Below are 20,250 nucleotides of genomic sequence, written 5' to 3'. Positions count from 1 at the left end.
AGGCATGAAGTCCATGCAGGGCCTGGCTTTGCAATAGGGACTTACAAAGCAGTCTCTCAATGAGGGTGACGTGGTCAAGATGGATGTCTTCTGAAGTTTTTGCCTGCAACTGCCGACTCAAGCTCCTTGCAGTAATCGGAGGGCACTTTATGCCCTTATTTTTTTGAGGGTGCTGGATGAAACAAAGACAAGTTTCGCTGTTGGCTTTGTTGTTTATGTTTTTGACAGGTTGCACGACTACGCCACCCAAAGATCAAAGCAATCTCTGCAGTATTTACCGTGAGTATCCCGACTGGTACGAGGACTCGCTGGAAATGCAGAATGAATATGGGACGCCTGCGCATGTGGCCATGGCGATAATGAAGCAGGAAAGCAGCTACGTGGCTGACGCATTGCCGCCTCGTGACTACCTGCTCTGGGTGATCCCTTGGGGGCGAGTCAGTTCGGCTTATGGTTATGCGCAGGCTCAAGATCCGGTGTGGGGCGAGTACAGGGACGATACTGGCAATGGCGGTTCGCGTGACAGCTTCGACGACGCGATCATGTTTATCGGTTGGTACACCACTGGCACCCATCGCCAGCTCGGAATCTCCAAATGGGACACCTACAATCAGTACCTGGCTTACCACGAGGGGCGTGGGGGCTATAGCCGCAATACCCATCGCAGTAAACCGTGGCTGATGCAGGTTGCACGCAAAGTGCAAAAGCAGTCAGAGATTTACAGCGCCCAACTCAAGCAGTGCCGCCAGGAGCTGGAAGACGAACGTAGTGGGTGGTTTTAGAGCGGCAATGCCATCGATTCCGTTGCCCGGCATTCTCTGAAACCAAGGGTTTGCGAGCGAACGCTGTGCAAACCCTTGTTTGTTTCTGCTTCATTACATCGGTCTTGATCGTGGTTGCCTGATATTTTTCAGGATGCCGGGTCTGCCTTGCGGCGATCGCTGCCGGTCGGGTTGCCGGTATTGATCAGTCTTCTTTCCAGCAGTACGTTTTCCAAAGCCTGGCGGTCTGACGGGTTCATTTGATGTTCTCGCTCCTTGAGTTCCAACAGGATCGGGCTGGACCATTGGCGATAGGTTTGTTCAGCACTACGATTGGGTGACATGGGTACCTCCTTGATCAGGCTCCTGCCAATAAAGGCGCCGCAGTTCGATACGCAAAATACCCTAGTCGACGAAGCGGGTTCTCGCCACTGCTTTACGTCGGACTTGCATTTCCCCAGATGCCCGTAGCGGCCGTGCGCTGTACGTAGTCGCTAAAGTCGCGTGCCGGCCGACCCAGTGCCCGTTGTACGCCATCGGTCACGGGCGTGTTGCGGCCATCGAGCACAGTCGTGAACAGATACAGCACCAGATCGATCAACTCCGGGGGAAGTTGTTCCTGTTCCAATGCTTGTCGATAGGCATCCGCTGGTACGGCCACGAATTCGATGTTGCGATGGGTGGAGCGGGCGATCTCGGTCACGGCTTCGGCAAAGGTCAGCGCCCGAGGGCCAGTCAATTCATAGAGCTGGTTGGTGTGTCCGGGTTGGGTCAGTGCGGCGACGGCACATTCGGCGATGTCCTCTGCATCGACAAAGGGTTCGGCGACTCGGCCGACGGGGAGTGCGAGTTCGCCTTGCAGAATGGGTTCAAGAAAGTGCGCCTCGCTGAAATTCTGGCAGAACCAACTGGCCCGCAGAATCGTCCAGTCAATCCCGCTGTTCTGTACGACGCGTTCGGCCTGTTCCGCCTCGATCTCACCACGCCCGGATAACAAAACCAGTTTGCGGACTCCGCTTTTCACTGCCAGGTCGGTGAACGCCTGAATGGTTTCAAGGGCGCCTGGAACGGCGAGATCAGGTTGGAAGGAAATGTAGACCGCATGAGCGCCATCTATCACCGCGTCCCAGGTTGATCGATCTTCCCAGTCGAAAGGGGGATTCGCATCGCGGGAGCCTTGGCGAACGGGCAAGCCGGCCGCTTCGAGTCGTTGTGTGATTCGCCGCCCGGTTTTGCCCGTGGCACCAAGGACCAGTGTGATTGGTTGATCGGTTTTCATCGCGTTCATCTCCATCGGTTAATGTGAGTGATACTCACGTTTAAAAGATGATAGATGCTCATGTTTTGTCGTCAACCCATCAGATCGAATTGCCCGACGTGTGGACATCTGATATTGGGCGTAAGGAGTGGCGATGCTAAGGTGAGTACATGTCACGTTATTGACCGGGAAATTCGCTCGTGCGCAAAAAAACCTCTGAAACCCTCGAACAGCCTGCTGCGCAAGCGGTTCGACGCAATCCCATGCAACAGCGCAGCCGTGAGCGTCAGGAGCGGATATTGGCGATGGCGACTCAATTGATCGCAGACAAGGGCAGCGATCAGCTCAAGATGAGTGAAATCGCCGAGCGCTCCGAAATCTCGATCGGTTCTCTTTATCAGTACTTTCCCGACAAGAGTTCCGTCATCCGGATGCTGGCCGAACGCTACAACGCTGAGAGCCGTCGTTGCATTACAGAGGCAATGGCGGCGGTCGAGGATGCCCAGGGTTTGCAGGCGGCTTATTCGCATTTGCTCGATCAGTATTACGAGATCGTGATGGCGACACCGGTGATGCGTGACATCTGGTCCGGCATGCAGGCCGACAAACAGTTGTTGCAGCTGGAGCTGGGGGAGAGTCGGGTTGCCGGAGCGCTGTTGGCCCAGGCCATGCTTCGCGTATTTCCGCAAAGCGATGAGCTACAGGTTCAGGAGTCCGCGTTTTTGATTTGGCACCTGGGCGAGGCGACCATGCGGTTGGCTGTCACTTGTACGCCAGAGGAAGGACGCGCGCTGGTCGAGGCGTTCAAGCGCATGTCCCTGCGCGAGGTCATGGACCCAGCGTGCAGGGACATCTAATCGCAGTAAAAGCCTGGCAGTTGTTTCAATTTCCTAAACGAAAGGTTGGCCGGCAAAGCCGCGCGGCAGTCGTTGCAGGCCGGCCATCGCAGTCAGTCGCTCGGTCCAGGCTGAACGCCAGTTATTGGCGGTGTGGACGGCTTTGGCTTTGCGTGCTGCGCGGCGGGCAGCGTTGCGTTCGGTCTTGCGGGCTTCCTTGTATGCGTCGGTGTTTCGGCAGCTTCTGCATTTCACCCGATTGAGTTCGCGGGTCGATACGAGGTTGTTGCCGTTGTGACCGCAGGCCAGGTGCCCGCTGACTTTGAAGTGAGTGACCATTGGAACGTCTCCTTGGTGACGTGTGATCGGTTGACCCCACGTGAGCGGTGACGTTCGTTTGGTTTTGCGCAACAAAAAATCCCGGCGCCAGGTCGGGTTGTGAGAGAGGGTGAAAAGCTGGCAGGCAGCCAAACGTTCGGAGACGTCACCGTCACCGATCATGCTGCCCGAATCGGACCTGTCCTCGTACCGCAAATCCGCGACGGATCATCTGAACCGGGGCAGAGGCGGGTCGACAGGTTTGAGTGACGACAGCGTGTGCCGAATCAGCGGCGCGTCCTTCTCGATGTCGTTCAGGCGATCACGAATTCTGAGGGCGGTGGGGTGCCCGCCTTGATGATCGACCCAGTCGGCAATTTCCTTGCAGGCCGCGGCCAAGCGGGCCTGACGGGAGTCCAGCAAGGTGAGCAGGGTGGTGATGGACTCTTTTTCGGACATGGGAGACACCTCCGTTCAAGAAACCTGAGTGTGGCAGCAAAAAGCCCGCCGGGAGCGAGCTTTCTGCCGAATGGGTTACTGATCCTTCTGCAATTTCAGTATAGACCCGTTCAAAAATGGTGACGGGCCGTCAACTTTGTCGGGCTGTCACTTGTGATTTAGCGTTCAACAACCGGCAAACGCGCTGGGCGTCTTCCTCAACATCGTAGCCGTCACCGATGAAGCCTTGGGTTCGGGTATCGGCGATGCGGTACCAGGCCGCGGCATCCGGTGGCAGGTGGTCATATTCACCCGCACGGCGGCCATGGATGATGATCCTGTTGCAACGCTTCACTACGAAAATCTCTTCCATGGCGTCTCCGCAGCTGATTCGTGTACAGATCAACTATAGAAGCCATTGGTGATCGTGCAAAAAACAGGCAGGTTAATTCGTCGGCTCAGGTGCCGCCGGATTTACGCCAGCACCGCGACCGCTTTGATTTGTGCCCAGAGTTGCTGACCGGAATGGACGTTCAATTGGTCGCGGGAATAACGCGTGATCCGTGCAAGCAGCGGCGAGCCTGCGGCGTCCAGGCGAATCAGCACATGGGCGGCGTTGTCGGCATTCATTTCACTGACCACCGTGACCGGCAGGCGATTGAGAATGCTGCTTTGCTCGGCACTGTGCAGGCTCAGGCTCACATCCCGCGCCTGGACCTTGCAGCGCAGTGTCTGACCCGTATCCATCGGTGTGTGAGGCACACGAATGTTGAGAGTGGTGTCGGGCAACTGCAGGCTGAGCAGTTGATAGTCGGCGTCATAGGCGCTCACGCGACCTTCGATCACCACACCGGCGTCATCCCCCATTGCCAGCGGCAAGTCGAGGCGCGCCAGGGTCTGGCCGATCGGGCCGCTGGCCAGCGCTTTGCCGTTGCTCAGCAACACGATATGGTCGGCCAGCCGCGCAACTTCATCCTGGGAGTGGCTGACGTACAGCACCGGGATGTCGAGTTCGTCGTGCAGACGTTGCAAGTAGGGCAGGATTTCACTTTTGCGCTGGGCATCGAGCGCGGCCAGAGGCTCGTCCATCAACAGCAGTTTCGGGCTGGTGAGCAGTGCGCGGGCCATGCCGACGCGCTGTCGCTCACCGCCCGAAAGGTGTTGTGGGTGCCGGTCCAGCAAATGGCTGATGCCCAGCAACTCGGTGGCGTGGGCCATATCGACCCGACGCTGCGACTTGGGGATGCGCTTGAGGCCGAACTCCAGGTTGGCCAACACCGACAAATGAGGAAACAGGCTGGCTTCCTGGAACACGTAGCCGAGCGCGCGTTTGTGCGGCGCGACGAACACCCTGTTTTCGCTGTCTTGCCAGACTTCATCGTTGACCTGGATAAAGCCTTGATCGGCCCGTTCCAGGCCGGCAATGCAGCGCAGGCAAGTGGTCTTGCCCGAGCCGGAGTGACCGTAAAGCGCAGTGACGCCACGCCCCGGCAGTTGCAGGTCGACGTCCAGGGCGAAGCTCGAGTAGCGTAGTTTCAGGCGCATTTGAATCATCGATCAGCTCCAGCCCACTTTGGTTTTTCGGCTGGAATACAGCGCCAGCAAGACGACAAACGAGAACATCAGCATCGCCCCGGCCAGCCAATGGGCCTGGGCATATTCCATGGCTTCGACGTGATCGTAGATCTGCACCGAGACCACGCGGGTCTTCTCGGGAATGTTGCCGCCGATCATCAACACTACGCCGAACTCGCCGACGGTGTGGGCGAAGCCGAGAATGGTCGCGGTAATGAAACCTGGGCGAGCGAGGGGCAGCGTCACGCTGAAAAAGGTGTCCCAGGGATTGGCCCGCAGCGTCGCGGCCACTTCGAGCGGGCGCGTGCCGATTGCGGAAAATGCGTTTTGCAGCGGCTGGACCACGAACGGCATCGAATACAACACCGAACCGATGACCAGCCCCGCAAAACTGAAAGTGAGGGTGCCAAGGCCGAGTGATTGGCTGAGCTGGCCGATGTACCCGTGAGGGCCGAGCGCCAGCAACAGATAAAAACCAATCACTGTCGGCGGCAGCACCAGGGGCAGGGCAACAATCGCCCCGACCGGGCCGCGCAGCCAGGAGCGGGTGCGCGCGAGCCATAACGCAATCGGAGTGCCAACAATCAGCAGGATGACAGTCGTCAGGGACGCCAGTTTAAGGGTCAGCCAGATGGCGGAATAATCGGCACTCGATAGCGACATTTAGATTTCGTAACCGTAGGACTGGATGACAGCTACCGCTTTCGGCCCCTTGAGGTAGTCAACCAGTGCCTTGGCGGCCGGGTTGTCCTTGCCCTTGTTGAGAATCACAGCGTCCTGTTTGATCGGGTCGTGCAGGCTGGCTGGAACGATCCAGGCCGAACCGCTGGTGATCTTGCCGTCCTTGTAGATCTGCGACAGGGCGACAAAACCCAACTCGGCATTGCCGGTGGAGACGAATTGGTAGGCCTGGGTGATGTTCTGGCCTTCAACGATCTTCGCTTTGACCTTGTCGGTCAGACCTTCCCTGGCCAACACCTGGGTCGCCGCCAGGCCATACGGTGCAGCTTTCGGGTTGGCGATGGACAGGTGCTGGTATTCGTTCTTTTTCAGCACATCGCCCTTGGCATCGACGTAGCCTTCTTTGGCTGACCACAGTGCCAGCGTGCCGACCGCGTAAGTGAAGCGCGACCCCTTGACGGTATCACCTTCGGCTTCAAGTTTTTTCGGGGTGCTGTCGTCTGCAGAGAGGAACACTTCGAACGGCGCGCCGTTTTTGATCTGGGTGTAGAACTGGCCGGTAGCGCCAAAGGATGCGACCAGTTTATGCCCGGTGTCTTTTTCGAAATCAGCGGCGATGGCCTGGATAGGCGCGGTGAAGTTGGCGGCGACAGCCACCTGGACTTCGTCCGCCTGGGCTGAGCCGAAGGCGAATACGGCGAGAAGGCTCGCCAGGCAGGCTGGGGCAAAACGTGAGGCACGAATGGTCATGAAACGGCTCCGTTAAAGGCAATTGCAGCAGGTTAATCGTTATGTACAAAAATATATAGCGAATTGCCTTTAAACGGAATGTATCGTCACAAAATTGTATACAATTTTAACGCAAGTGATGCTCAGGGACGACCTAGCAGTCTCGCTAATCCTTCTTCAGCCAGCTTTCGAGTCAGTGCCTCGCAGGTCAAATCGACGCCGAGGGTAAATGCCTGGCCGGCCCAGAGGTTGCTGAAGTCCGCTTCACCTTTGGCCCGCAGAGGCATCAGCGCGCCTCCGGCAAGGGGGAAGGCCGGGGCCTTGGCGCTCATGGGCCCCAGTTCACGCATCACCCGATTGAGGATGCCCCGGGCCGGGCGACCGGTGAACACGTTGGTGACGGCCGTCTCGCTTTCCCTGGCGGTGCGCAAGGCTTTGTGATGGGACGGACTGACCTTGGCCTCTGGGGTGAACAGGTACGCCGTACCCACCTGCACTGCCGAAGCGCCCAGCATGAAGGCGGCGGCGACGCCTCGTGCGTCAGCGATGCCGCCGGCGGCAATCACCGGCACTTTCACCGCATCGACGACTTGCGGCACCAGGGCGAAAGTCCCCACCTGACTGCTCAGGTCATCGCTGAGAAACATCCCGCGATGGCCCCCGGCTTCGTAGCCCATGGCAATGATTGCATCGCAGCCATGCTGCTCAAGCCACACCGCTTCTGCGACGGTGGTGGCCGAGGACAGCACTTTCGCACCGGTGGCTTTGACCCGGTCAAGCAGGGATTTTTCCGGCAGGCCAAAGTGAAAACTCACCACTTCAGGGCGAAACGCTTCGACCACTTCGCAGGCGGCGTTATCGAACGGCGCCCGGTTGGACACCGGTGTTGGCGCATCAAAGTCGGCGCCGAGTTCCTGGTAGTAGGGTTGCAGCAGGTTTTTCCAGTCCTGCGCGCGTTGTTCATCAGGGGCTGGAGGCTGATGACAGAAGAAGTTGACGTTGATCGGGCGCTGGGTGTGTTGGCGGATGGTTTTCAGCTCTTCGCGCAGTTGATCGGTGCTGAGCATCGCCGCTGGCATCGAGCCCAGGCCGCCGGCATTGCAGGCTGCAATCACCATGGACGAGTTCGTGGCACCGGCCATCGGCCCCTGAATGATCGGCAGTTCGATTCCGAGCAGGTCAAGAATGCGGGTATCTGGCCATTGGTTCATGTGCTGTGTTCTCCGACATTGAAGCAGGGCAGGGACGGTAGAACAGGATTTGTAACGCAACGACTGGCGCAAGGCCAGTCGTCATTTCAGTACTTCAAGCTTTCTTCAGCGTCGTTGGAAGCCTCGACCTCAGCCACCGAAGGAGTGATTCATCACTTGGGAAGAGTTATGGAATTGGCAGATTGGCTTAAAGTCGAGTACGCCAATCTGCTGCCATGTGTTATTTCCACTGTACCCCAACCAGACTGATTCCATTGAGAGGCCGTAATGTTCAAAGGTATTTTGATCGACAAAGACGACAGCGGTTACCGGGCCATACTGCAAGAGATCCAGGACGATCAGTTACCCGAGGGCGATGTCACGGTGCGCGTTGCCTATAGCACGCTGAACTTCAAGGATGGCCTGGCGATCACCGGCAGCAGCCCGGTGGTGCGTAAATTCCCGATGGTGCCGGGCATCGATCTGGCCGGTGTCGTTGAAGTCAGCGGGCATCCGGACTACAAGGTCGGTGACCAGGTCCTGCTCAATGGCTGGGGCGTGGGTGAAGGGCATTGGGGGGGATTGGCGCAGAAGGCTCGCCTGAACGGTGACTGGCTGATTCCGCTGCCCAAGGCATTCACCGCTGCCCAGGCGATGGCCATCGGTACGGCGGGCTACACGGCCATGCTGTGCATCCTGGCCCTTGAGCACAATGGCGTTACGCCCGAACAGGGTGAAATCCTGGTCACCGGCGCCAACGGTGGCGTCGGCAGTTTCGCCATCGCGTTGCTGAACAAGCTCGGCTACCGGGTGGTGGCCTCCACCGGGCGTACGTCGGAGCATGACTACCTGAAGCAACTGGGTGCTGGCGAAATCATCGACCGCGCCACGCTGTCCGAGCCAGGCAAGCCGCTGGCCAAGGAGCGTTGGGCGGCCGTCATCGACTCGGTCGGCAGCCACACCCTGGCCAACGCTTGCGCCAGCACCAGGGCCAATGGCACCGTCGCGGCATGCGGTCTGGCGCAAGGCATGGACTTTCCGGCATCCGTAGCGCCGTTCATTTTGCGCGGCGTGACCCTGGCCGGTATCAACAGCGTGACCCAGCCCAAGGCCAAGCGCGTAGAGGCCTGGAATCGCCTGGCCAAGGATCTGGATTTCAACCTGTTGCCGCTTATCAGTCACGAAATCGGCTTGAGCGAAGCCATCGAAGCCGCGCCGCGCTTGCTTGCCGGGCAGTTGCGCGGGCGCGTGGTAGTGGATGTGAATCGCTGATTACGGCGACTCGCGCTCCAGCAACTGCCGTTTGCGCTCGACACCCCAGCGATAGCCCGACAGATTGCCGTCGCTGCGCACCACGCGATGGCAAGGGATCGCCACGGCCAGGCTGTTCGCGCCGCACGCTTGAGCCACGGCGCGAACGGCTTTCGGCGAACCGATGCGTAGGGCGATGTCGGCGTAGCTCGCCGTGCTTCCGGCAGGGATCTCCCGCAGCGCTTGCCAGACCCTTTCCTGAAATGCGGTGCCGCGCACGTCCAATGGCAAATCAAGGCCAATGGCCGGCGCCTCAATAAAGCCGACGACCCTGGCAATCAACGCCTCGAACTTCTGGTCAGCACCAATCAGGTTGGCGCGCCGAAACTTGTCTTGCAGATCACAAACCAGTTGGTGCGGATCATCGCCGAGCAGGATCGCGCAGACCCCGCGCTCACTCTGCGCCACCAGAATCGCGCCCAGCGAACACTGGCCGACGGCAAAACGAATGTCGTTGTTTTGACCGGCGGCGCGGTAGTCCCCGGGTTTCATTCCCAGCAGTTGGTCTGCCGCTTCATAAAACCGGCTGTTGGAGTTGAAGCCGGCGTCATACAGGGCATCGGTCACCGAGCCGCCGTCTGCCAGTCGCTCGCGTACCTTGCGTGAACGATGGGCATCGGCGTAGCCCTTGGGCGTCAGGCCGGTGACGGCTTTGAACACACGATGGAAGTGAAAGCTGCTCAGGCCCGCCGCCTCGGCCAATTCGCCCAGGGCAGGCAGCGTTTCGGCGGTTTCGATCTGGCGGCACGCGGCGGCCACGGTGGCGGCATGTTGCGCGGCGAGTTCGCTCTGATCCTTTGTCGCGCGTTTGCTCGGACGATAACCCGCGGCCCGGGCCTGTTCGGCGCTATCGAAGAATTCGACGTTCTGCGGCTTGGGCAAGCGCGCGAGGCTGCTGGGGTTGCAATAGATGCCTGTGGTCTTCACGGCATAGACAAACTGCCCGTCAGCCTTGGGGTCGCGCGCGACCACGGCGGCCCAGCGCGGATCGTTTTCGATGGAGATCTTGGTCGATTGGGTAGTCATGGCGTCACGTCCATTGAGGGGTTGCCTGCACATTAACCATGGGGCAATTCCCACACACTCCGGCGCTTGCGGTCAAATTCGAAGTCTTTATCTGGCGGTGCGGAAGGTGAAGTTGATGCGTTGCTCGCCCAGTCTCGGGTGATGGCCGTCCTTGATCGGCAACACGCCGTGATAACGCAGGCGATCCACGCCACCCCAGACGACGATGTCGCCATGCAGCAGGGGGATGCGCTGGCTTTTATCGCCGCGTGCAAAGCCACCGAACAGGAACATCGCCGGTAAGCCCAGGGATACCGAAACGATGGGGGCTGCGTAGGAATGTTCGTCCTTGTCTTGATGCAATGACATTTTTGCCCCGGGGATGTAGCGGTTGATCAGGCAGGAATCCGGGGCAAAATCGGCGAAACCCACTACCTGCGCCGCCGCTTGTGCCAGTTGCAGAAACACCTCGGGCATCATTGGCCAGGGCCGGCCGGTCTGTGGATCGTCGCGGGTGTACCGATAACCGCTGCGGTCAGTGGTCCAGCCGAATGTGCCACAACTGCTCAGGGCGACCGACATGGTAAAGCCGCCGGGCGTGACCATCTGCCGAAACGGCGCAGCCGCCAGCACTTCTTCCAAGGCAGGCAGCAAACACTCCAGCCAGGGCAGGGCGAAGCCTCTAAGTACGTAGGACTGTTCACCAATCTGCTCGCGCCTGGGCTGTTGCTCGGGCTCTGCATCGGCAAACAGATCGAAAGTCAGCGGATTCATGGGTTCATGACGCATCGTGAAAGATGATTCCAAGGGTATGCCGTTTGCCGCTGTGCAGGCGACTCACGCCGTGGCGCAGGGTCACGCGATAGTAACCGCGAACGCCTTTGACCGGCCGCTGGTTGACGGCAAAGATCAACCCGTCGCCTTTCTTCAGGCTGATGACCATCGGGCGTGACTGCATTCGCGGGCGCTGTTCGGTCAGGACAAACTCGCCACCGGTGAAGTCTTCATCGGGTTCCGACAGCAGAATCGCTACTTGCAGTGGGAAAACATGCTCACCGTATAAATCCTGATGCAAACAGTTGTAGTCCTGCGGACCATATTGCAGCAATAACGGTGTCGGACGGTTCTGACCAGCGGCATGACAGCGTTCGAGGAAGGCTTGATGGGTTTCAGGAAAACGCTCGGGCAAACCCATTTGTTCCTGCCAGCGATTGGCGATGGGCACCAGGCGCGGGTAGAGCGCACTGCGCAAGCGGGCCGCCAATTCCGGCAACGGGTAGTTGAAATACTTGTATTCGCCGCGGCCGAACCCGTGACGAGCCATCACCACGTGCGAGCGAAAGGGCTCGGTTCGAGGGTACAAGGCGCTGACCTGATCACAAGCCTTGTGGCTCAACAGTGACGGGATGACGGCGTAACCGTCCTGATCAAGTTGCTGTTCCAGCCGGGGCCAGTCCAGCCTGTCCAGATATTGCTCGCTCATTGCCGGGCCTCTTGTTGTTGAGGTGGCCAGTCTGCATGGCAAGGATGAAGCAGGCACTCCGGTGCTTGCGGTCGAATTGCGAGTGGGAGCTGACGTCCATTGTCGCTCCGGATCGCGTTACAGCGCTTTGCTGACGCTGATTTCGCTGATGACGTCGTCCTGTCCATGAAGGGCATCCAGCGCCTCTTTGGCTTCTTCCGGGGTGCCGTTTTCAAGCTGGGCAAACTCGAAGCGGCGCTCACCGTTGAGTTTGTATTTGATGACGTACTTGGTCGTTTGGGCCACGGTTGTATCTGCCTGTCTTGTGTTTCGGGTTCGCTGATCAGCTCAGTTTCGTGCTGGAACGGCGAATGATTTTGATCGAGTGGGTCAGGGTGGGTTTGCGCGTCACGCTGATAGCGCGGCGGTTGACGGTGTCGATCGTGATGTTCCAGAAACCGGTGCTGGGAGCGGTGATGCGGGCCGGAAACGTGTCGAATGCGCCGCCGTGATAGGTGTGACGACCGCCATTCTTGAAGCTGCGGAAGTTGGCGTCGTTCATCAAGCGGATGTTGCACATTTGGGAGCATTGAATGACGACAATGTCGTCTTCATTGAGGTGCTCGCGCTGATGGATAAATTTCATGAGGCGCCTCCAGAAGGGCTTTTTCTACAAAATCAAAACGATAGCATGGGCGATTGGCGCAGTTTATCAGCCCGAAGGGCTTATTATCCGGCCACTTTGACAATTAAAAACGCTAATTTCACGTTTGATGAGCGATAAAGCAGTTTGTCTCGGAGAAAAAACGCATCTGCGCTGTCCGAGCCTCTTTATCGGAGGTTTTGTATGAAGTGGGGTTTTTTGGTTCTTTCGCTGGCGGTATTGGTGAGTGGTTGTGCGAACGTCTCGGAAATCAACGAGTCGCTGCCGACCATGAACGTGATTTCTGGCAAGAAACCCCATGAATATGCGCAATGCCTGAGCGAAAAACTGGCCGACAGTCGTGGCGCCTTGCAAATCGAGCCGCACAAGGACGGGTTGCGTGTCATCGTGCCACTCAAGTATTCCTCGGGCCCGTCTGCCGTATTCGACATTGAAGAGCGTTCGGGTGGCAGCAGCATCAAGCTGCACGAGAGCATGTCCAATGTCCCGGTGCGTCCAATGGACGTACAGAATGCTGCCAACGAGTGCATTTCCGGCTGATAGACTGTCGACGATCAGCACCGATGCCGCCAAAGCCATGCTTTGGCGGCATCGTCATTTCTGGAGTCGAACATGAAGCGAGAGCAGGTCCGGGAGCGCCATGCAGAGGGTTTAATCTCTGCCACTCATGTGATTCAGAATCCGGCGGAGCTGGGGGAATGGATCGTGTTTTTCAAGAAAAGCGCCGGGCGCAGCTATTTCCTGGTGGATGACAATGATGAAGTCGAGTCTTTCAGTCGCCTTGATGATTTGATCGATACCGTGCGTGGACTTGGGATCAAGTTCGCCGAAATTCATCTGTAGGGCCGAGCGCCTTCTTTGCAGACCACCACGACACTGCGGCTCTTGTAGTTGCCGATATCGGCGCCGAGGGTCTTGTCGCTCTCCTTGAGCGAGGGCGTACCATCGGTTCCGACAATCTTGTAGCCGGTGCCGGCACAGGACGCATCGGCCTTTTCGTAGCACGCAGCCCAGGAATTGGCTTCCCCGGAGCAATCAATCGATAGGCCTTGTTCTCCGTTGCCCAGGTAGGTTTCTTCCGACGTTGCGCAGCCGCTCAGGGCCAATACCGCTAGCAAAGGCAAAATTTTGTTCATGGCTTGATCATCATCAGGGGAGGGGCTAAGGCTGAGACAGCGCCGCAGGCAAAAGGTTATAGCCAAACGCCACGTTATTGCATGCATTCATAAAAAAGCCCTGCGCAATGGCAGGGCTATTCGCATTGGACGTCGATCAGCTATTGTCCTTGCCACGTCGCTTGGGCTCCGGGTGCTCAAGCTCCAGCACCGAGGCCACTTCGATTGCCAGGGCTTCGGAAGGGAAAGGTCCGGCGATATTTTCACCGGCGACACTGGCTACCCACCATTGACCGTCTTTCACCTGATTGATCAGGAATCCGTTGACGCTTTTTACTGCCGACATCTATTTGCCTCGTTGTCTGGTTCAATCGCGCCATGATACCGCCAAACGCACTCAACGGGTGCCGAAGGGCGTATGGTGCTTCGTTCCTGGCGGTTGAAAGCCGTGCAATTGCGCAAGTCTCTGCTATGCATAAGGGCTTGCGCAGGGAACTATCGGCAAGTTTATTTCTCTATGTTGGCATCGGTTAGCCAGCGCGGGGGCATTGTAAGGTGCACGCCGCCTGATTAGACTGCGCCGAAACTCGTACACGCACAGCCCTTACAAGGACTTATATGATCAAGAAATGCTTGTTCCCAGCAGCCGGCTACGGTACTCGCTTCCTGCCAGCGACTAAAGCCATGCCTAAAGAAATGCTGCCGGTGGTGAACAAGCCACTGATCCAGTACGGCGTTGAAGAAGCACTGGACGCTGGCTTGAACGAAATCTCCATCGTCACCGGTCGCGGCAAGCGCGCCCTGGAAGACCACTTCGACATCAGCTACGAGCTGGAAAACCAGATCAAGGGCACCGACAAGGAAAAATACCTGGTCGGCATCCGCCGCCTGTTGGATGAGTGCTCGTTCTCCTACACTCGCCAGACTGAAATGAAAGGTTTGGGTCACGCGATCCTGACCGGTCGTCCACTGATCGGCGACGAGCCGTTCGCCGTGGTGTTGGCGGATGACCTGTGCGTCAACCTGGAAGGTGACGGCGTACTGAAGCAGATGGTCAAGCTGTACAAGCAGTATCGCTGCACCATCGTCGCGATCATGGAAGTCGACCCGCAAGAAACCAGCAAGTACGGTGTGATTGCCGGCGACCTGATTGGTGACGACCTGTACCGCGTGCGCAACATGGTCGAGAAGCCAAAGCCGGAAGATGCCCCGTCGAACCTGGCGATCATCGGTCGCTACATCATGACGCCGGACATCTTCAGCCTGATCGAACAAACCGACCCAGGCAAAGGTGGCGAGATCCAGATCACTGACGCCCTGATGAAACAGGCGCAGGATGGTTGCGTGATTGCCTACAAGTTCAAGGGCAAGCGTTTCGACTGCGGTGGCGCCGAAGGCTACATCGACGCGACCAACTTCTGCTTCGAGAACTTCTACAAGACGGGCAAGGCTTACTGATAGCGCTTGAGCTGCTTGTATTGAATTCACCTTCTCAGGTTGTGTAACAACAAACAGATGAAGGCCCAGGCAAACGCCCCGACTTGTTCGGGGCGTTTGCTTTTGTGCGGGCTCAGGTACGCAGGGGAACGAGAAGGTAGGTATCGCCTGACATCCATCGCTAGGAGTTGCGAAAGAAAATTCTGATTTGTTAATTGCCGGCGCAAACGATGATTGTTGTGGCTAAAAACCTCTGTATTAAATGGGATATACCAGAGCCGGTTTGCACTGCGTGACTAATGTCACGTCAAGGACGCGCTTAAAGTCGCTGAGGTTTTATGAGGAAATGGAGCTTCGTGAATGGCGTTAACAGGAAGCGTGACCCTAAAACGGTGGTTGGCTCTAAGCGTACTGATGCTCCCGGTATTGCTGGTGACAGTTGACAATACGGTGCTTGGATTCGCGTTACCAAAAATTGCCGAGGCCCTGCGTCCGAGTGCTAGCCAGCAGTTGTGGATGATCGATGCTTATTCGCTGGTATTGGCGGGGTTGCTGGTGTCGATGGGTAGTCTGGGAGATCGAGTCGGTCATCGTAAGTTGTTGCTGGTCGGGTCCTTGGGTTTTGCGATTGTGTCGGTGCTAACCGCGTATTCCGATACCGCCGCGCAACTGATTGCCGGGCGAGCTTGTATGGGCGTTTTCGGTGCAATGCTGATGCCCTCAACGCTGGCGTTGATACGTTCGGTGTTCGAGGATCGAGAAGAGCGCAGACTGGCAGTCGCGATCTGGGCAACGACGTTGACGGTCGGCTCGGCCCTCGGTCCTTTGGTGGGTGGGGTGTTGCTGGAATTCTTCAGTTGGGGGTCGATTTTCCTGTTGGCGGTGCCCGTGTTGGTGCCACTGCTGGTGTTGGGGCCACTGTTGTTGCCCGAATCCGAGCGAGATGCTTCAGGACCGTTGGATCCGATAAGCATCCTGCAATCGATGGTAGCTCTTGGTGCCATTGTTTATGGCATTAAACACAGTGCCAGTAATGGTTTCGACTGGATGGCGCTGACAGCATTTGCAGTAGGCGCAGTTGCGGGCTGGATGTTTGTGTGTCGACAGTTACGTCTGCCAGTGCCGCTGATGGACCTGAGTCTGTTCCGCGGTGGCACCTTTAGCGGCTCTGTCGCGATCAATTTGATGAGTCTCGCGTTTCTCGTCGGTTTCGTATTCTTTGCCACTCAGTTCCTGCAGATCGTTCTTCAGATGTCGCCCTTGAGTGCTAGCCTCGCGTTGATTCCTGGTCAGGTCATGGCGATTGTAGTGGGGATGGCGGTCGTGCCTGTCGCACGGCGATTACAGGTGCATGTGCTGATACCGATTTTGATGGCGTTTGCTGGCGCAGCGTTTTTGCTGGTTGCCAGCATGGGCAGTAGCCTGACCGTTCTAGTGGTGGCTTTTGCCTTGCTGAACATCGGCGTGGGCGCGATCGCGACGGTGTCCAATGATGGGATTTTGTCAGCCGCACCACTGGCAAAGGCGGGCGCCGCGTCGGCCATTAGCGAAACGGCCTATGAAGTGGGCGTAGTTTTGGGGACGACAGTGCTCGGCGGTGTCGTCACCGCCTACTATCGCGGCGCATTGCAGCTTCCGGGGTTCCTGAGCGAAGTGCAGATGATGCTGGCGAGTGAGACGCTGTCTGGCGCCTATCATGTGGCGGCAGACTTGTCGGGTGATCAAGCAAGGGAATTGATGGCGCAGGCGGGAAGGGCATTCGAAGGTGGGATCGGTTTGGTTTCGTGGGTGACGTTCGGCTTGGCACTCATGGCGATTTTGATTGCTTGGCGCACTCTGCGGGCACCGAAAACGCAATCCGCAGAGGGGCATTGATCGAAAACGAAGATTGGGCCGCGCATCACACGGCCTGAGCATTTCAGCACAATGCTTGCTCAGCGGCCGTCCGCAGGTATGCTGTTGGCCTGCCGAGGAGATTGAAAATGGCCTACGATTTTGACCTATATGTGATTGGTGCCGGTTCCGGCGGTGTGCGGGCGGCGCGGTTTGCCGCCGGGTTCGGCGCGAAAGTGGCCGTGGCCGAGAGCCGCTACCTGGGCGGGACCTGTGTGAATGTCGGCTGCGTGCCGAAAAAATTGCTGGTCTACGGTGCGCACTTCGCCGAAGACTTCGAGCAGGCTTCCGGTTTTGGCTGGAGCCTGGATGAAGCGCAGTTCGACTGGGCGGCGCTGATCGCCAACAAGGACCGCGAGATCAATCGCCTCAATGGCATTTATCGCAACCTGCTGGTCAACAGTGGCGTGACCTTGCATGAAGGTCACGCGAAGATCGTCGATCCGCATCAGGTCGAGATCAATGGCGAGCGCTTTACCGCCAAGAACATCCTGATCGCCACCGGCGGCTGGCCGCAGATTCCGGAGATTCCGGGGCACGAGCATGCCATCAGTTCCAACCAGGCATTCTTCCTTAAAGAGTTGCCCAAGCGAGTGTTGGTGGTGGGTGGTGGCTACATTGCGGTCGAGTTCGCCGGGATCTTCCACGGGCTGGGCGCCGAGACCACGTTGCTGTATCGCGGCGAACTGTTCCTGCGCGGCTTTGATGGCTCTGTGCGCAAGCATTTGCAGGAAGAATTGACCAAGCGCGGCATGGACCTGCAATTCAACGCGGACATCGAGCGCATCGACAAACAGGCCGACGGCAGCCTGAAAGTCACGCTCAAGGATGGTCGCCAACTGGAAACCGATTGCGTGTTCTACGCCACGGGTCGTCGTCCGATGCTGGACAATCTCGGGCTGGAAAACACGGGGGTCAAACTCGACAGGAAAGGCTTTGTCGAGGTCGATGAGTTGTATCAAACCGCCGAGCCGTCGATCCTGGCGCTGGGCGATGTGATCGGCCGTGTTCAACTGACACCGGTTGCACTGGCTGAAGGCATGGCGGTGGCGCGACGCCTGTTCAAGCCCGAGCAGTATCGTCCGGTGGATTACAAGATGATCCCGACGGCGGTGTTCAGCCTGCCAAACATTGGCACCGTCGGTCTGACCGAAGAAGAGGCCCGCGAAGCCGGCCACGACGTGCAGGTCTTCGAAAGCCGCTTCCGGCCGATGAAGCTGACCCTGACCGAATGCCAGGAGCGCACGCTGATGAAGCTGGTGGTGGACACCACGACCGACAAGGTGTTGGGTTGCCACATGGTCGGTCCGGACGCCGGTGAAATCGTCCAGGGCCTGGCGATTGCCTTGAAGGCCGGCGCCACCAAGCGTGACTTCGACGAAACCATCGGCGTGCACCCGACGGCCGCCGAAGAGTTCGTCACCATGCGTACGCCGGTCGCCGGTTAAGCGTCCTTCGCTGCGTCTGCCGCTGCCGCAAGGGTCGCGGCCAGACGCACGCGTTCTTCCAGATCCGTCCGGGTCTTGGCCAAATCCATTTCCAGTGACCTGTTGAGCTGCGACTGCTCATCGACGTTCTGTTTGAGTGCCTGGCTTTCCAGCAGGGCGACGCGCAGGCGTTCCTGGAGGAGGGTGCGCTCGCCGTCGACGCGGGTGGTTTGTTCCAGCAACTGATCCTGACGGCTATTGCTTTGCTTGAGCTGTTCTTGCAGCAGGCTCAGTTCGCGCAGCGTGCCGCGGTTTTCAGTCAGCAAGCGTTCATTGTCGCGGTGCAATTGGGTGATTTCATCCTGGCGTACCAGCGCGCTTTGTTGTGCCTGGCGCAGTTCCATCTGTAGCTGTTGCACCTGGCCTTCGTGGCGACTCATTTCCTGTTCGCGCTGTTCCTTGACCGCATTGCGGTAGTGCTCCAGTGCGTCGCGAGTGTGCAGGTGTTTTTCTTCAAGGGAGCGGATCTGCTCGTCCTTGTCTTTCAAGCGCAATTCGAAATCGGCCAGCGCCTGGTTCAGCCCGGCGTTGCGGGTTTGCTCCGTTTGCAGAATGGCGCGGGTTTCATGCAGGGCCTCGGATTCCTGGGTCAGCGCCAGGCTTTGAAATTCGTATTGCTGGTGCAGTTCGCTGTTGGCCTCTTGCGCTTTGCCGAGCTGGTTATCCAGCGCCTTGCGTTGTTCCTCGTACTGCGTGCGCGCCTGGTCGATGGGTTCCTGCGCCTGCTCCTTGAGCCTTTGTGCGAGCCGCGCCACCAACGCCATCAGTTCGTCGTCAATCGGTTCCGTCGGTGCTTCGACAGGTTCGACCCTGTCATCGAGTTCCTTGAGGTAGCGATGAATCGTGGTTTTCGAGCCGGTATTGCCCATCTCGATGCGTACGGCATCGATGCTGGGGTTTTCGCCGCGGGCGAGGATCGCCAACCGAGCGGCTTGAACCACCGCTTTATTTACACCGCCGCGTGCCATGAGTTCTCCCGGGTTTTGATGATGTGGTACGTACCACGTAAATACACATTGTACCATTCAATCCATAAAGTTAAATACCGAATGCTATTAACACGGGATATACTGGTATTACCCCGTGTGATACGCCAAGTACCGGTTTTTGACCCGTCAAAGCGGTATGAATTCAAGAGTTGACCCCATGACCGAGCTGGATCGTTACCTGCAGGCTGCGACACGCGACAACACTCGCCGCAGCTATCGCGCGGCCATCGAACACTTTGAGGTGACATGGGGTGGTTTTCTGCCGGCCACCGGCGACAGCGTGGCGCGGTATCTGGTGGCGCATGCCGGGGTGTTATCGATCAATACGCTCAAGTTGCGGCTTTCGGCGCTGGCGCAGTGGCACAACAGTCAGGGCTTTGCCGATCCCACCAAGGCGCCGGTGGTGCGCAAAGTATTCAAGGGTATTCGTGCGCTGCACCCGGCCCAGGAAAAACAAGCCGAACCCTTGCAGCTTCGGCATCTGGAACAGGTGGTCAGTTGTCTGGAGCTAGAAGTGCAAACCGCCAGGGCCGCAGGCGACCGGCCGGGTTTGCTGCGGGCCAGGCGCGACATGGCGTTGATTCTGCTGGGCTTCTGGCGCGGCTTTCGCAGTGATGAGTTGTGCCGGCTTCAGGTTGAACACGTGCAGGCCAGCGCCGGTTCCGGCATCAGTCTCTATCTGCCGCGCAGCAAGAGTGATCGCGACAACCTCGGCAAGACCTATCAGACGCCGGCCTTGCAACGCTTGTGTCCGGTGCAGGCTTATATCGACTGGATTACCGAGGCGGCACTGGTACGTGGGCCGGTGTTCCGTGGTATCGACCGTTGGGGGCATTTGGGTGAGGAGGGATTGCACGCCAATAGCGTGATTCCGTTATTGCGTCAGGCGTTGGCGCGGGCGGGTATCGCCGGCGAGCTTTACACCAGTCACTCCTTGCGCCGTGGCTTTGCGACCTGGGCGCATCAAAGTGGTTGGGATTTGAAGTCGCTGATGAGCTATGTAGGCTGGAAAGACATGAAGTCAGCCATGCGTTACATCGAAGCCAGTCCGTTCCTCGGCATGGCGCGCATCACAGAAAAGCCCGTGTCACCCTAGATACC

Annotated in this window: 26 protein-coding genes; 9 read left to right on the top strand and 17 right to left on the bottom strand. The window is 58.1% G+C overall.

From position 1 onward, the window contains the following. Nucleotides 1–176: 176 nt before the first annotated feature. Nucleotides 177–782: a transglycosylase SLT domain-containing protein gene (locus tag AC1DKH_RS04540; protein ID WP_477797547.1), complete on the top strand. Its 606-nt coding sequence runs from the start codon at nucleotides 177–179 to the stop codon at nucleotides 780–782. Nucleotides 783–910: 128 nt separating this feature from the next. Here the strand turns inward: AC1DKH_RS04540 and AC1DKH_RS04535 are convergent, their stop codons facing one another. Continuing rightward, nucleotides 911–1,105: a hypothetical protein gene (locus tag AC1DKH_RS04535; protein WP_477762049.1), complete on the bottom strand. Its 195-nt coding sequence runs from the start codon at nucleotides 1,103–1,105 to the stop codon at nucleotides 911–913. Nucleotides 1,106–1,197: 92 nt separating this feature from the next. Further along, a complete protein-coding gene (locus AC1DKH_RS04530) occupies nucleotides 1,198–2,040 on the bottom strand; it encodes an NAD(P)H-binding protein (protein ID WP_477762048.1) in 843 nt (280 codons plus the stop codon). Nucleotides 2,041–2,219: 179 nt separating this feature from the next. Between AC1DKH_RS04530 and AC1DKH_RS04525 the strand changes: the two genes are divergently transcribed. After that, a complete protein-coding gene (locus AC1DKH_RS04525) occupies nucleotides 2,220–2,876 on the top strand; it encodes a TetR/AcrR family transcriptional regulator (RefSeq protein ID WP_477797546.1) in 657 nt (218 codons plus the stop codon). Nucleotides 2,877–2,909: 33 nt separating this feature from the next. Here the strand turns inward: AC1DKH_RS04525 and AC1DKH_RS04520 are convergent, their stop codons facing one another. From AC1DKH_RS04520 to AC1DKH_RS04490, 7 genes are all read right to left on the bottom strand, one after another. Then, a complete protein-coding gene (locus AC1DKH_RS04520) occupies nucleotides 2,910–3,194 on the bottom strand; it encodes a hypothetical protein (RefSeq protein WP_477755538.1) in 285 nt (94 codons plus the stop codon). Between the two features lie 207 nt (nucleotides 3,195–3,401). Continuing rightward, nucleotides 3,402–3,632 (bottom strand): hypothetical protein, encoded by a 231-nt coding sequence (locus AC1DKH_RS04515; RefSeq protein WP_477760451.1) that lies wholly within the window; start codon nucleotides 3,630–3,632, stop codon nucleotides 3,402–3,404. Between the two features lie 130 nt (nucleotides 3,633–3,762). Further along, on the bottom strand, nucleotides 3,763–3,984 hold the full coding sequence (locus AC1DKH_RS04510) for a hypothetical protein (RefSeq protein WP_477755540.1): 222 nt from the start codon (nucleotides 3,982–3,984) through the stop codon (nucleotides 3,763–3,765). 101 nt (nucleotides 3,985–4,085) lie between these two features. Continuing rightward, nucleotides 4,086–5,165, bottom strand: a complete 1,080-nt coding sequence (modC, locus tag AC1DKH_RS04505; RefSeq protein ID WP_477755541.1) for a molybdenum ABC transporter ATP-binding protein — start codon at nucleotides 5,163–5,165, stop codon at nucleotides 4,086–4,088. 3 nt (nucleotides 5,166–5,168) lie between these two features. Then, nucleotides 5,169–5,849 carry a molybdate ABC transporter permease subunit gene (modB, locus tag AC1DKH_RS04500; RefSeq protein WP_477797545.1) on the bottom strand — a complete coding sequence of 227 codons (681 nt, stop codon included), beginning with the start codon at nucleotides 5,847–5,849 and terminating at the stop codon, nucleotides 5,169–5,171. Next, a complete protein-coding gene (gene modA, locus AC1DKH_RS04495; protein WP_477797544.1) occupies nucleotides 5,850–6,617 on the bottom strand; it encodes a molybdate ABC transporter substrate-binding protein in 768 nt (255 codons plus the stop codon). It abuts the gene before it with no gap. Nucleotides 6,618–6,739: 122 nt separating this feature from the next. Then, nucleotides 6,740–7,807, bottom strand: a complete 1,068-nt coding sequence (locus tag AC1DKH_RS04490; RefSeq protein WP_477797543.1) for an NAD(P)H-dependent flavin oxidoreductase — start codon at nucleotides 7,805–7,807, stop codon at nucleotides 6,740–6,742. Nucleotides 7,808–8,074: 267 nt separating this feature from the next. Between AC1DKH_RS04490 and acuI the strand changes: the two genes are divergently transcribed. Further along, nucleotides 8,075–9,058: an acrylyl-CoA reductase (NADPH) gene (acuI, locus tag AC1DKH_RS04485; RefSeq protein WP_477797542.1), complete on the top strand. Its 984-nt coding sequence runs from the start codon at nucleotides 8,075–8,077 to the stop codon at nucleotides 9,056–9,058. Here acuI and ada read toward each other — a convergent pair whose 3' ends face one another. The 5 genes from ada to AC1DKH_RS04460 form a co-directional block, all read right to left on the bottom strand. Beyond that, a complete protein-coding gene (gene ada, locus AC1DKH_RS04480; protein ID WP_477762041.1) occupies nucleotides 9,059–10,123 on the bottom strand; it encodes a bifunctional DNA-binding transcriptional regulator/O6-methylguanine-DNA methyltransferase Ada in 1,065 nt (354 codons plus the stop codon). A gap of 87 nt (nucleotides 10,124–10,210) precedes the next feature. Then, nucleotides 10,211–10,891, bottom strand: coding sequence for a DNA oxidative demethylase AlkB (gene alkB, locus AC1DKH_RS04475; RefSeq protein WP_477797541.1), 681 nt, complete (start codon nucleotides 10,889–10,891; stop codon nucleotides 10,211–10,213). Next, nucleotides 10,881–11,585 carry a 2OG-Fe(II) oxygenase gene (locus AC1DKH_RS04470; protein ID WP_477797540.1) on the bottom strand — a complete coding sequence of 235 codons (705 nt, stop codon included), beginning with the start codon at nucleotides 11,583–11,585 and terminating at the stop codon, nucleotides 10,881–10,883. Before AC1DKH_RS04470 ends, alkB begins: the two co-directional genes overlap by 11 nt. Nucleotides 11,586–11,702: 117 nt before the next feature. Further along, entirely contained in the window at nucleotides 11,703–11,870 is a 168-nt protein-coding gene (locus tag AC1DKH_RS04465; RefSeq protein ID WP_477797539.1) for a hypothetical protein, read from the bottom strand. 37 nt (nucleotides 11,871–11,907) lie between these two features. Beyond that, the gene (locus AC1DKH_RS04460) at nucleotides 11,908–12,210 is read right to left on the bottom strand and encodes a DUF1883 domain-containing protein (protein ID WP_007912251.1); all 303 of its coding nucleotides are present in this window, start codon (nucleotides 12,208–12,210) and stop codon (nucleotides 11,908–11,910) included. A gap of 201 nt (nucleotides 12,211–12,411) precedes the next feature. On the opposite strand from AC1DKH_RS04460, the gene AC1DKH_RS04455 reads away from it, so the two are divergent. Beyond that, nucleotides 12,412–12,768 carry a hypothetical protein gene (locus tag AC1DKH_RS04455; RefSeq protein WP_218430727.1) on the top strand — a complete coding sequence of 119 codons (357 nt, stop codon included), beginning with the start codon at nucleotides 12,412–12,414 and terminating at the stop codon, nucleotides 12,766–12,768. 72 nt (nucleotides 12,769–12,840) lie between these two features. Beyond that, nucleotides 12,841–13,071: a hypothetical protein gene (locus tag AC1DKH_RS04450; RefSeq protein ID WP_046038394.1), complete on the top strand. Its 231-nt coding sequence runs from the start codon at nucleotides 12,841–12,843 to the stop codon at nucleotides 13,069–13,071. Here the strand turns inward: AC1DKH_RS04450 and AC1DKH_RS04445 are convergent. Beyond that, nucleotides 13,062–13,364: a hypothetical protein gene (locus AC1DKH_RS04445; protein WP_477756505.1), complete on the bottom strand. Its 303-nt coding sequence runs from the start codon at nucleotides 13,362–13,364 to the stop codon at nucleotides 13,062–13,064. The two genes, AC1DKH_RS04450 and AC1DKH_RS04445, sit on opposite strands and share 10 nt — an antisense overlap. A 136-nt stretch (nucleotides 13,365–13,500) precedes the next feature. Beyond that, complete coding sequence (locus tag AC1DKH_RS04440) at nucleotides 13,501–13,689, bottom strand: hypothetical protein (protein ID WP_477756506.1); 189 nt, start codon at nucleotides 13,687–13,689, stop codon at nucleotides 13,501–13,503. 272 nt (nucleotides 13,690–13,961) lie between these two features. Between AC1DKH_RS04440 and galU the strand changes: the two genes are divergently transcribed. The 3 genes from galU (at nucleotide 13,962) to gorA (ending at nucleotide 18,121) form a co-directional block, all read left to right on the top strand. Then, nucleotides 13,962–14,801: a UTP--glucose-1-phosphate uridylyltransferase GalU gene (galU, locus tag AC1DKH_RS04435; RefSeq protein WP_093220174.1), complete on the top strand. Its 840-nt coding sequence runs from the start codon at nucleotides 13,962–13,964 to the stop codon at nucleotides 14,799–14,801. A gap of 339 nt (nucleotides 14,802–15,140) precedes the next feature. Further along, nucleotides 15,141–16,655 (top strand): MFS transporter, encoded by a 1,515-nt coding sequence (locus tag AC1DKH_RS04430; RefSeq protein WP_477797538.1) that lies wholly within the window; start codon nucleotides 15,141–15,143, stop codon nucleotides 16,653–16,655. A 107-nt stretch (nucleotides 16,656–16,762) separates the two neighbouring features. Next, nucleotides 16,763–18,121 (top strand): glutathione-disulfide reductase, encoded by a 1,359-nt coding sequence (gorA, locus tag AC1DKH_RS04425; RefSeq protein WP_477797537.1) that lies wholly within the window; start codon nucleotides 16,763–16,765, stop codon nucleotides 18,119–18,121. Here the strand turns inward: gorA and AC1DKH_RS04420 are convergent. After that, nucleotides 18,118–19,128: a DNA-binding protein gene (locus AC1DKH_RS04420; RefSeq protein ID WP_477797536.1), complete on the bottom strand. Its 1,011-nt coding sequence runs from the start codon at nucleotides 19,126–19,128 to the stop codon at nucleotides 18,118–18,120. The genes gorA and AC1DKH_RS04420 overlap by 4 nt on opposite strands. A 178-nt stretch (nucleotides 19,129–19,306) precedes the next feature. Here AC1DKH_RS04420 and AC1DKH_RS04415 point away from each other — a divergent pair, with 178 nt between their 5' ends. Then, nucleotides 19,307–20,245 (top strand): site-specific integrase, encoded by a 939-nt coding sequence (locus AC1DKH_RS04415; protein WP_477755296.1) that lies wholly within the window; start codon nucleotides 19,307–19,309, stop codon nucleotides 20,243–20,245. Nucleotides 20,246–20,250 lie beyond the last annotated feature (5 nt).

Source organism: Pseudomonas sp. 05L36, assembly GCF_056398125.1.
The sequence above is the reverse complement of the archived record's forward strand: the minus strand, read 5'-3'. Positions and strand labels throughout refer to the sequence as shown.

Excerpts from the sequence above, each read along its gene's own strand:
- AC1DKH_RS04540 (WP_477797547.1), top strand. The coding sequence starts at position 177 with ATGAAACAAAGACAAGTTTCGCTGTTGGCTTTGTTGTTTATGTTTTTG.
- AC1DKH_RS04535 (WP_477762049.1), bottom strand. The coding sequence starts at position 1,105 with ATGTCACCCAATCGTAGTGCTGAACAAACCTATCGCCAATGGTCCAGC.
- AC1DKH_RS04530 (WP_477762048.1), bottom strand. The coding sequence starts at position 2,040 with ATGAAAACCGATCAACCAATCACACTGGTCCTTGGTGCCACGGGCAAA.
- AC1DKH_RS04520 (WP_477755538.1), bottom strand. The coding sequence starts at position 3,194 with ATGGTCACTCACTTCAAAGTCAGCGGGCACCTGGCCTGCGGTCACAAC.
- AC1DKH_RS04515 (WP_477760451.1), bottom strand. The coding sequence starts at position 3,632 with ATGTCCGAAAAAGAGTCCATCACCACCCTGCTCACCTTGCTGGACTCC.
- AC1DKH_RS04510 (WP_477755540.1), bottom strand. The coding sequence starts at position 3,984 with ATGGAAGAGATTTTCGTAGTGAAGCGTTGCAACAGGATCATCATCCAT.
- modC (WP_477755541.1), bottom strand. The coding sequence starts at position 5,165 with ATGATTCAAATGCGCCTGAAACTACGCTACTCGAGCTTCGCCCTGGAC.
- modB (WP_477797545.1), bottom strand. The coding sequence starts at position 5,849 with ATGTCGCTATCGAGTGCCGATTATTCCGCCATCTGGCTGACCCTTAAA.
- modA (WP_477797544.1), bottom strand. The coding sequence starts at position 6,617 with ATGACCATTCGTGCCTCACGTTTTGCCCCAGCCTGCCTGGCGAGCCTT.
- AC1DKH_RS04490 (WP_477797543.1), bottom strand. The coding sequence starts at position 7,807 with ATGAACCAATGGCCAGATACCCGCATTCTTGACCTGCTCGGAATCGAA.
- acuI (WP_477797542.1), top strand. The coding sequence starts at position 8,075 with ATGTTCAAAGGTATTTTGATCGACAAAGACGACAGCGGTTACCGGGCC.
- ada (WP_477762041.1), bottom strand. The coding sequence starts at position 10,123 with ATGACTACCCAATCGACCAAGATCTCCATCGAAAACGATCCGCGCTGG.
- alkB (WP_477797541.1), bottom strand. The coding sequence starts at position 10,891 with ATGCGTCATGAACCCATGAATCCGCTGACTTTCGATCTGTTTGCCGAT.
- AC1DKH_RS04470 (WP_477797540.1), bottom strand. The coding sequence starts at position 11,585 with ATGAGCGAGCAATATCTGGACAGGCTGGACTGGCCCCGGCTGGAACAG.
- AC1DKH_RS04460 (WP_007912251.1), bottom strand. The coding sequence starts at position 12,210 with ATGAAATTTATCCATCAGCGCGAGCACCTCAATGAAGACGACATTGTC.
- AC1DKH_RS04455 (WP_218430727.1), top strand. The coding sequence starts at position 12,412 with ATGAAGTGGGGTTTTTTGGTTCTTTCGCTGGCGGTATTGGTGAGTGGT.
- AC1DKH_RS04450 (WP_046038394.1), top strand. The coding sequence starts at position 12,841 with ATGAAGCGAGAGCAGGTCCGGGAGCGCCATGCAGAGGGTTTAATCTCT.
- AC1DKH_RS04445 (WP_477756505.1), bottom strand. The coding sequence starts at position 13,364 with ATGAACAAAATTTTGCCTTTGCTAGCGGTATTGGCCCTGAGCGGCTGC.
- AC1DKH_RS04440 (WP_477756506.1), bottom strand. The coding sequence starts at position 13,689 with ATGTCGGCAGTAAAAAGCGTCAACGGATTCCTGATCAATCAGGTGAAA.
- galU (WP_093220174.1), top strand. The coding sequence starts at position 13,962 with ATGATCAAGAAATGCTTGTTCCCAGCAGCCGGCTACGGTACTCGCTTC.
- AC1DKH_RS04430 (WP_477797538.1), top strand. The coding sequence starts at position 15,141 with ATGGCGTTAACAGGAAGCGTGACCCTAAAACGGTGGTTGGCTCTAAGC.
- gorA (WP_477797537.1), top strand. The coding sequence starts at position 16,763 with ATGGCCTACGATTTTGACCTATATGTGATTGGTGCCGGTTCCGGCGGT.
- AC1DKH_RS04420 (WP_477797536.1), bottom strand. The coding sequence starts at position 19,128 with ATGGCACGCGGCGGTGTAAATAAAGCGGTGGTTCAAGCCGCTCGGTTG.
- AC1DKH_RS04415 (WP_477755296.1), top strand. The coding sequence starts at position 19,307 with ATGACCGAGCTGGATCGTTACCTGCAGGCTGCGACACGCGACAACACT.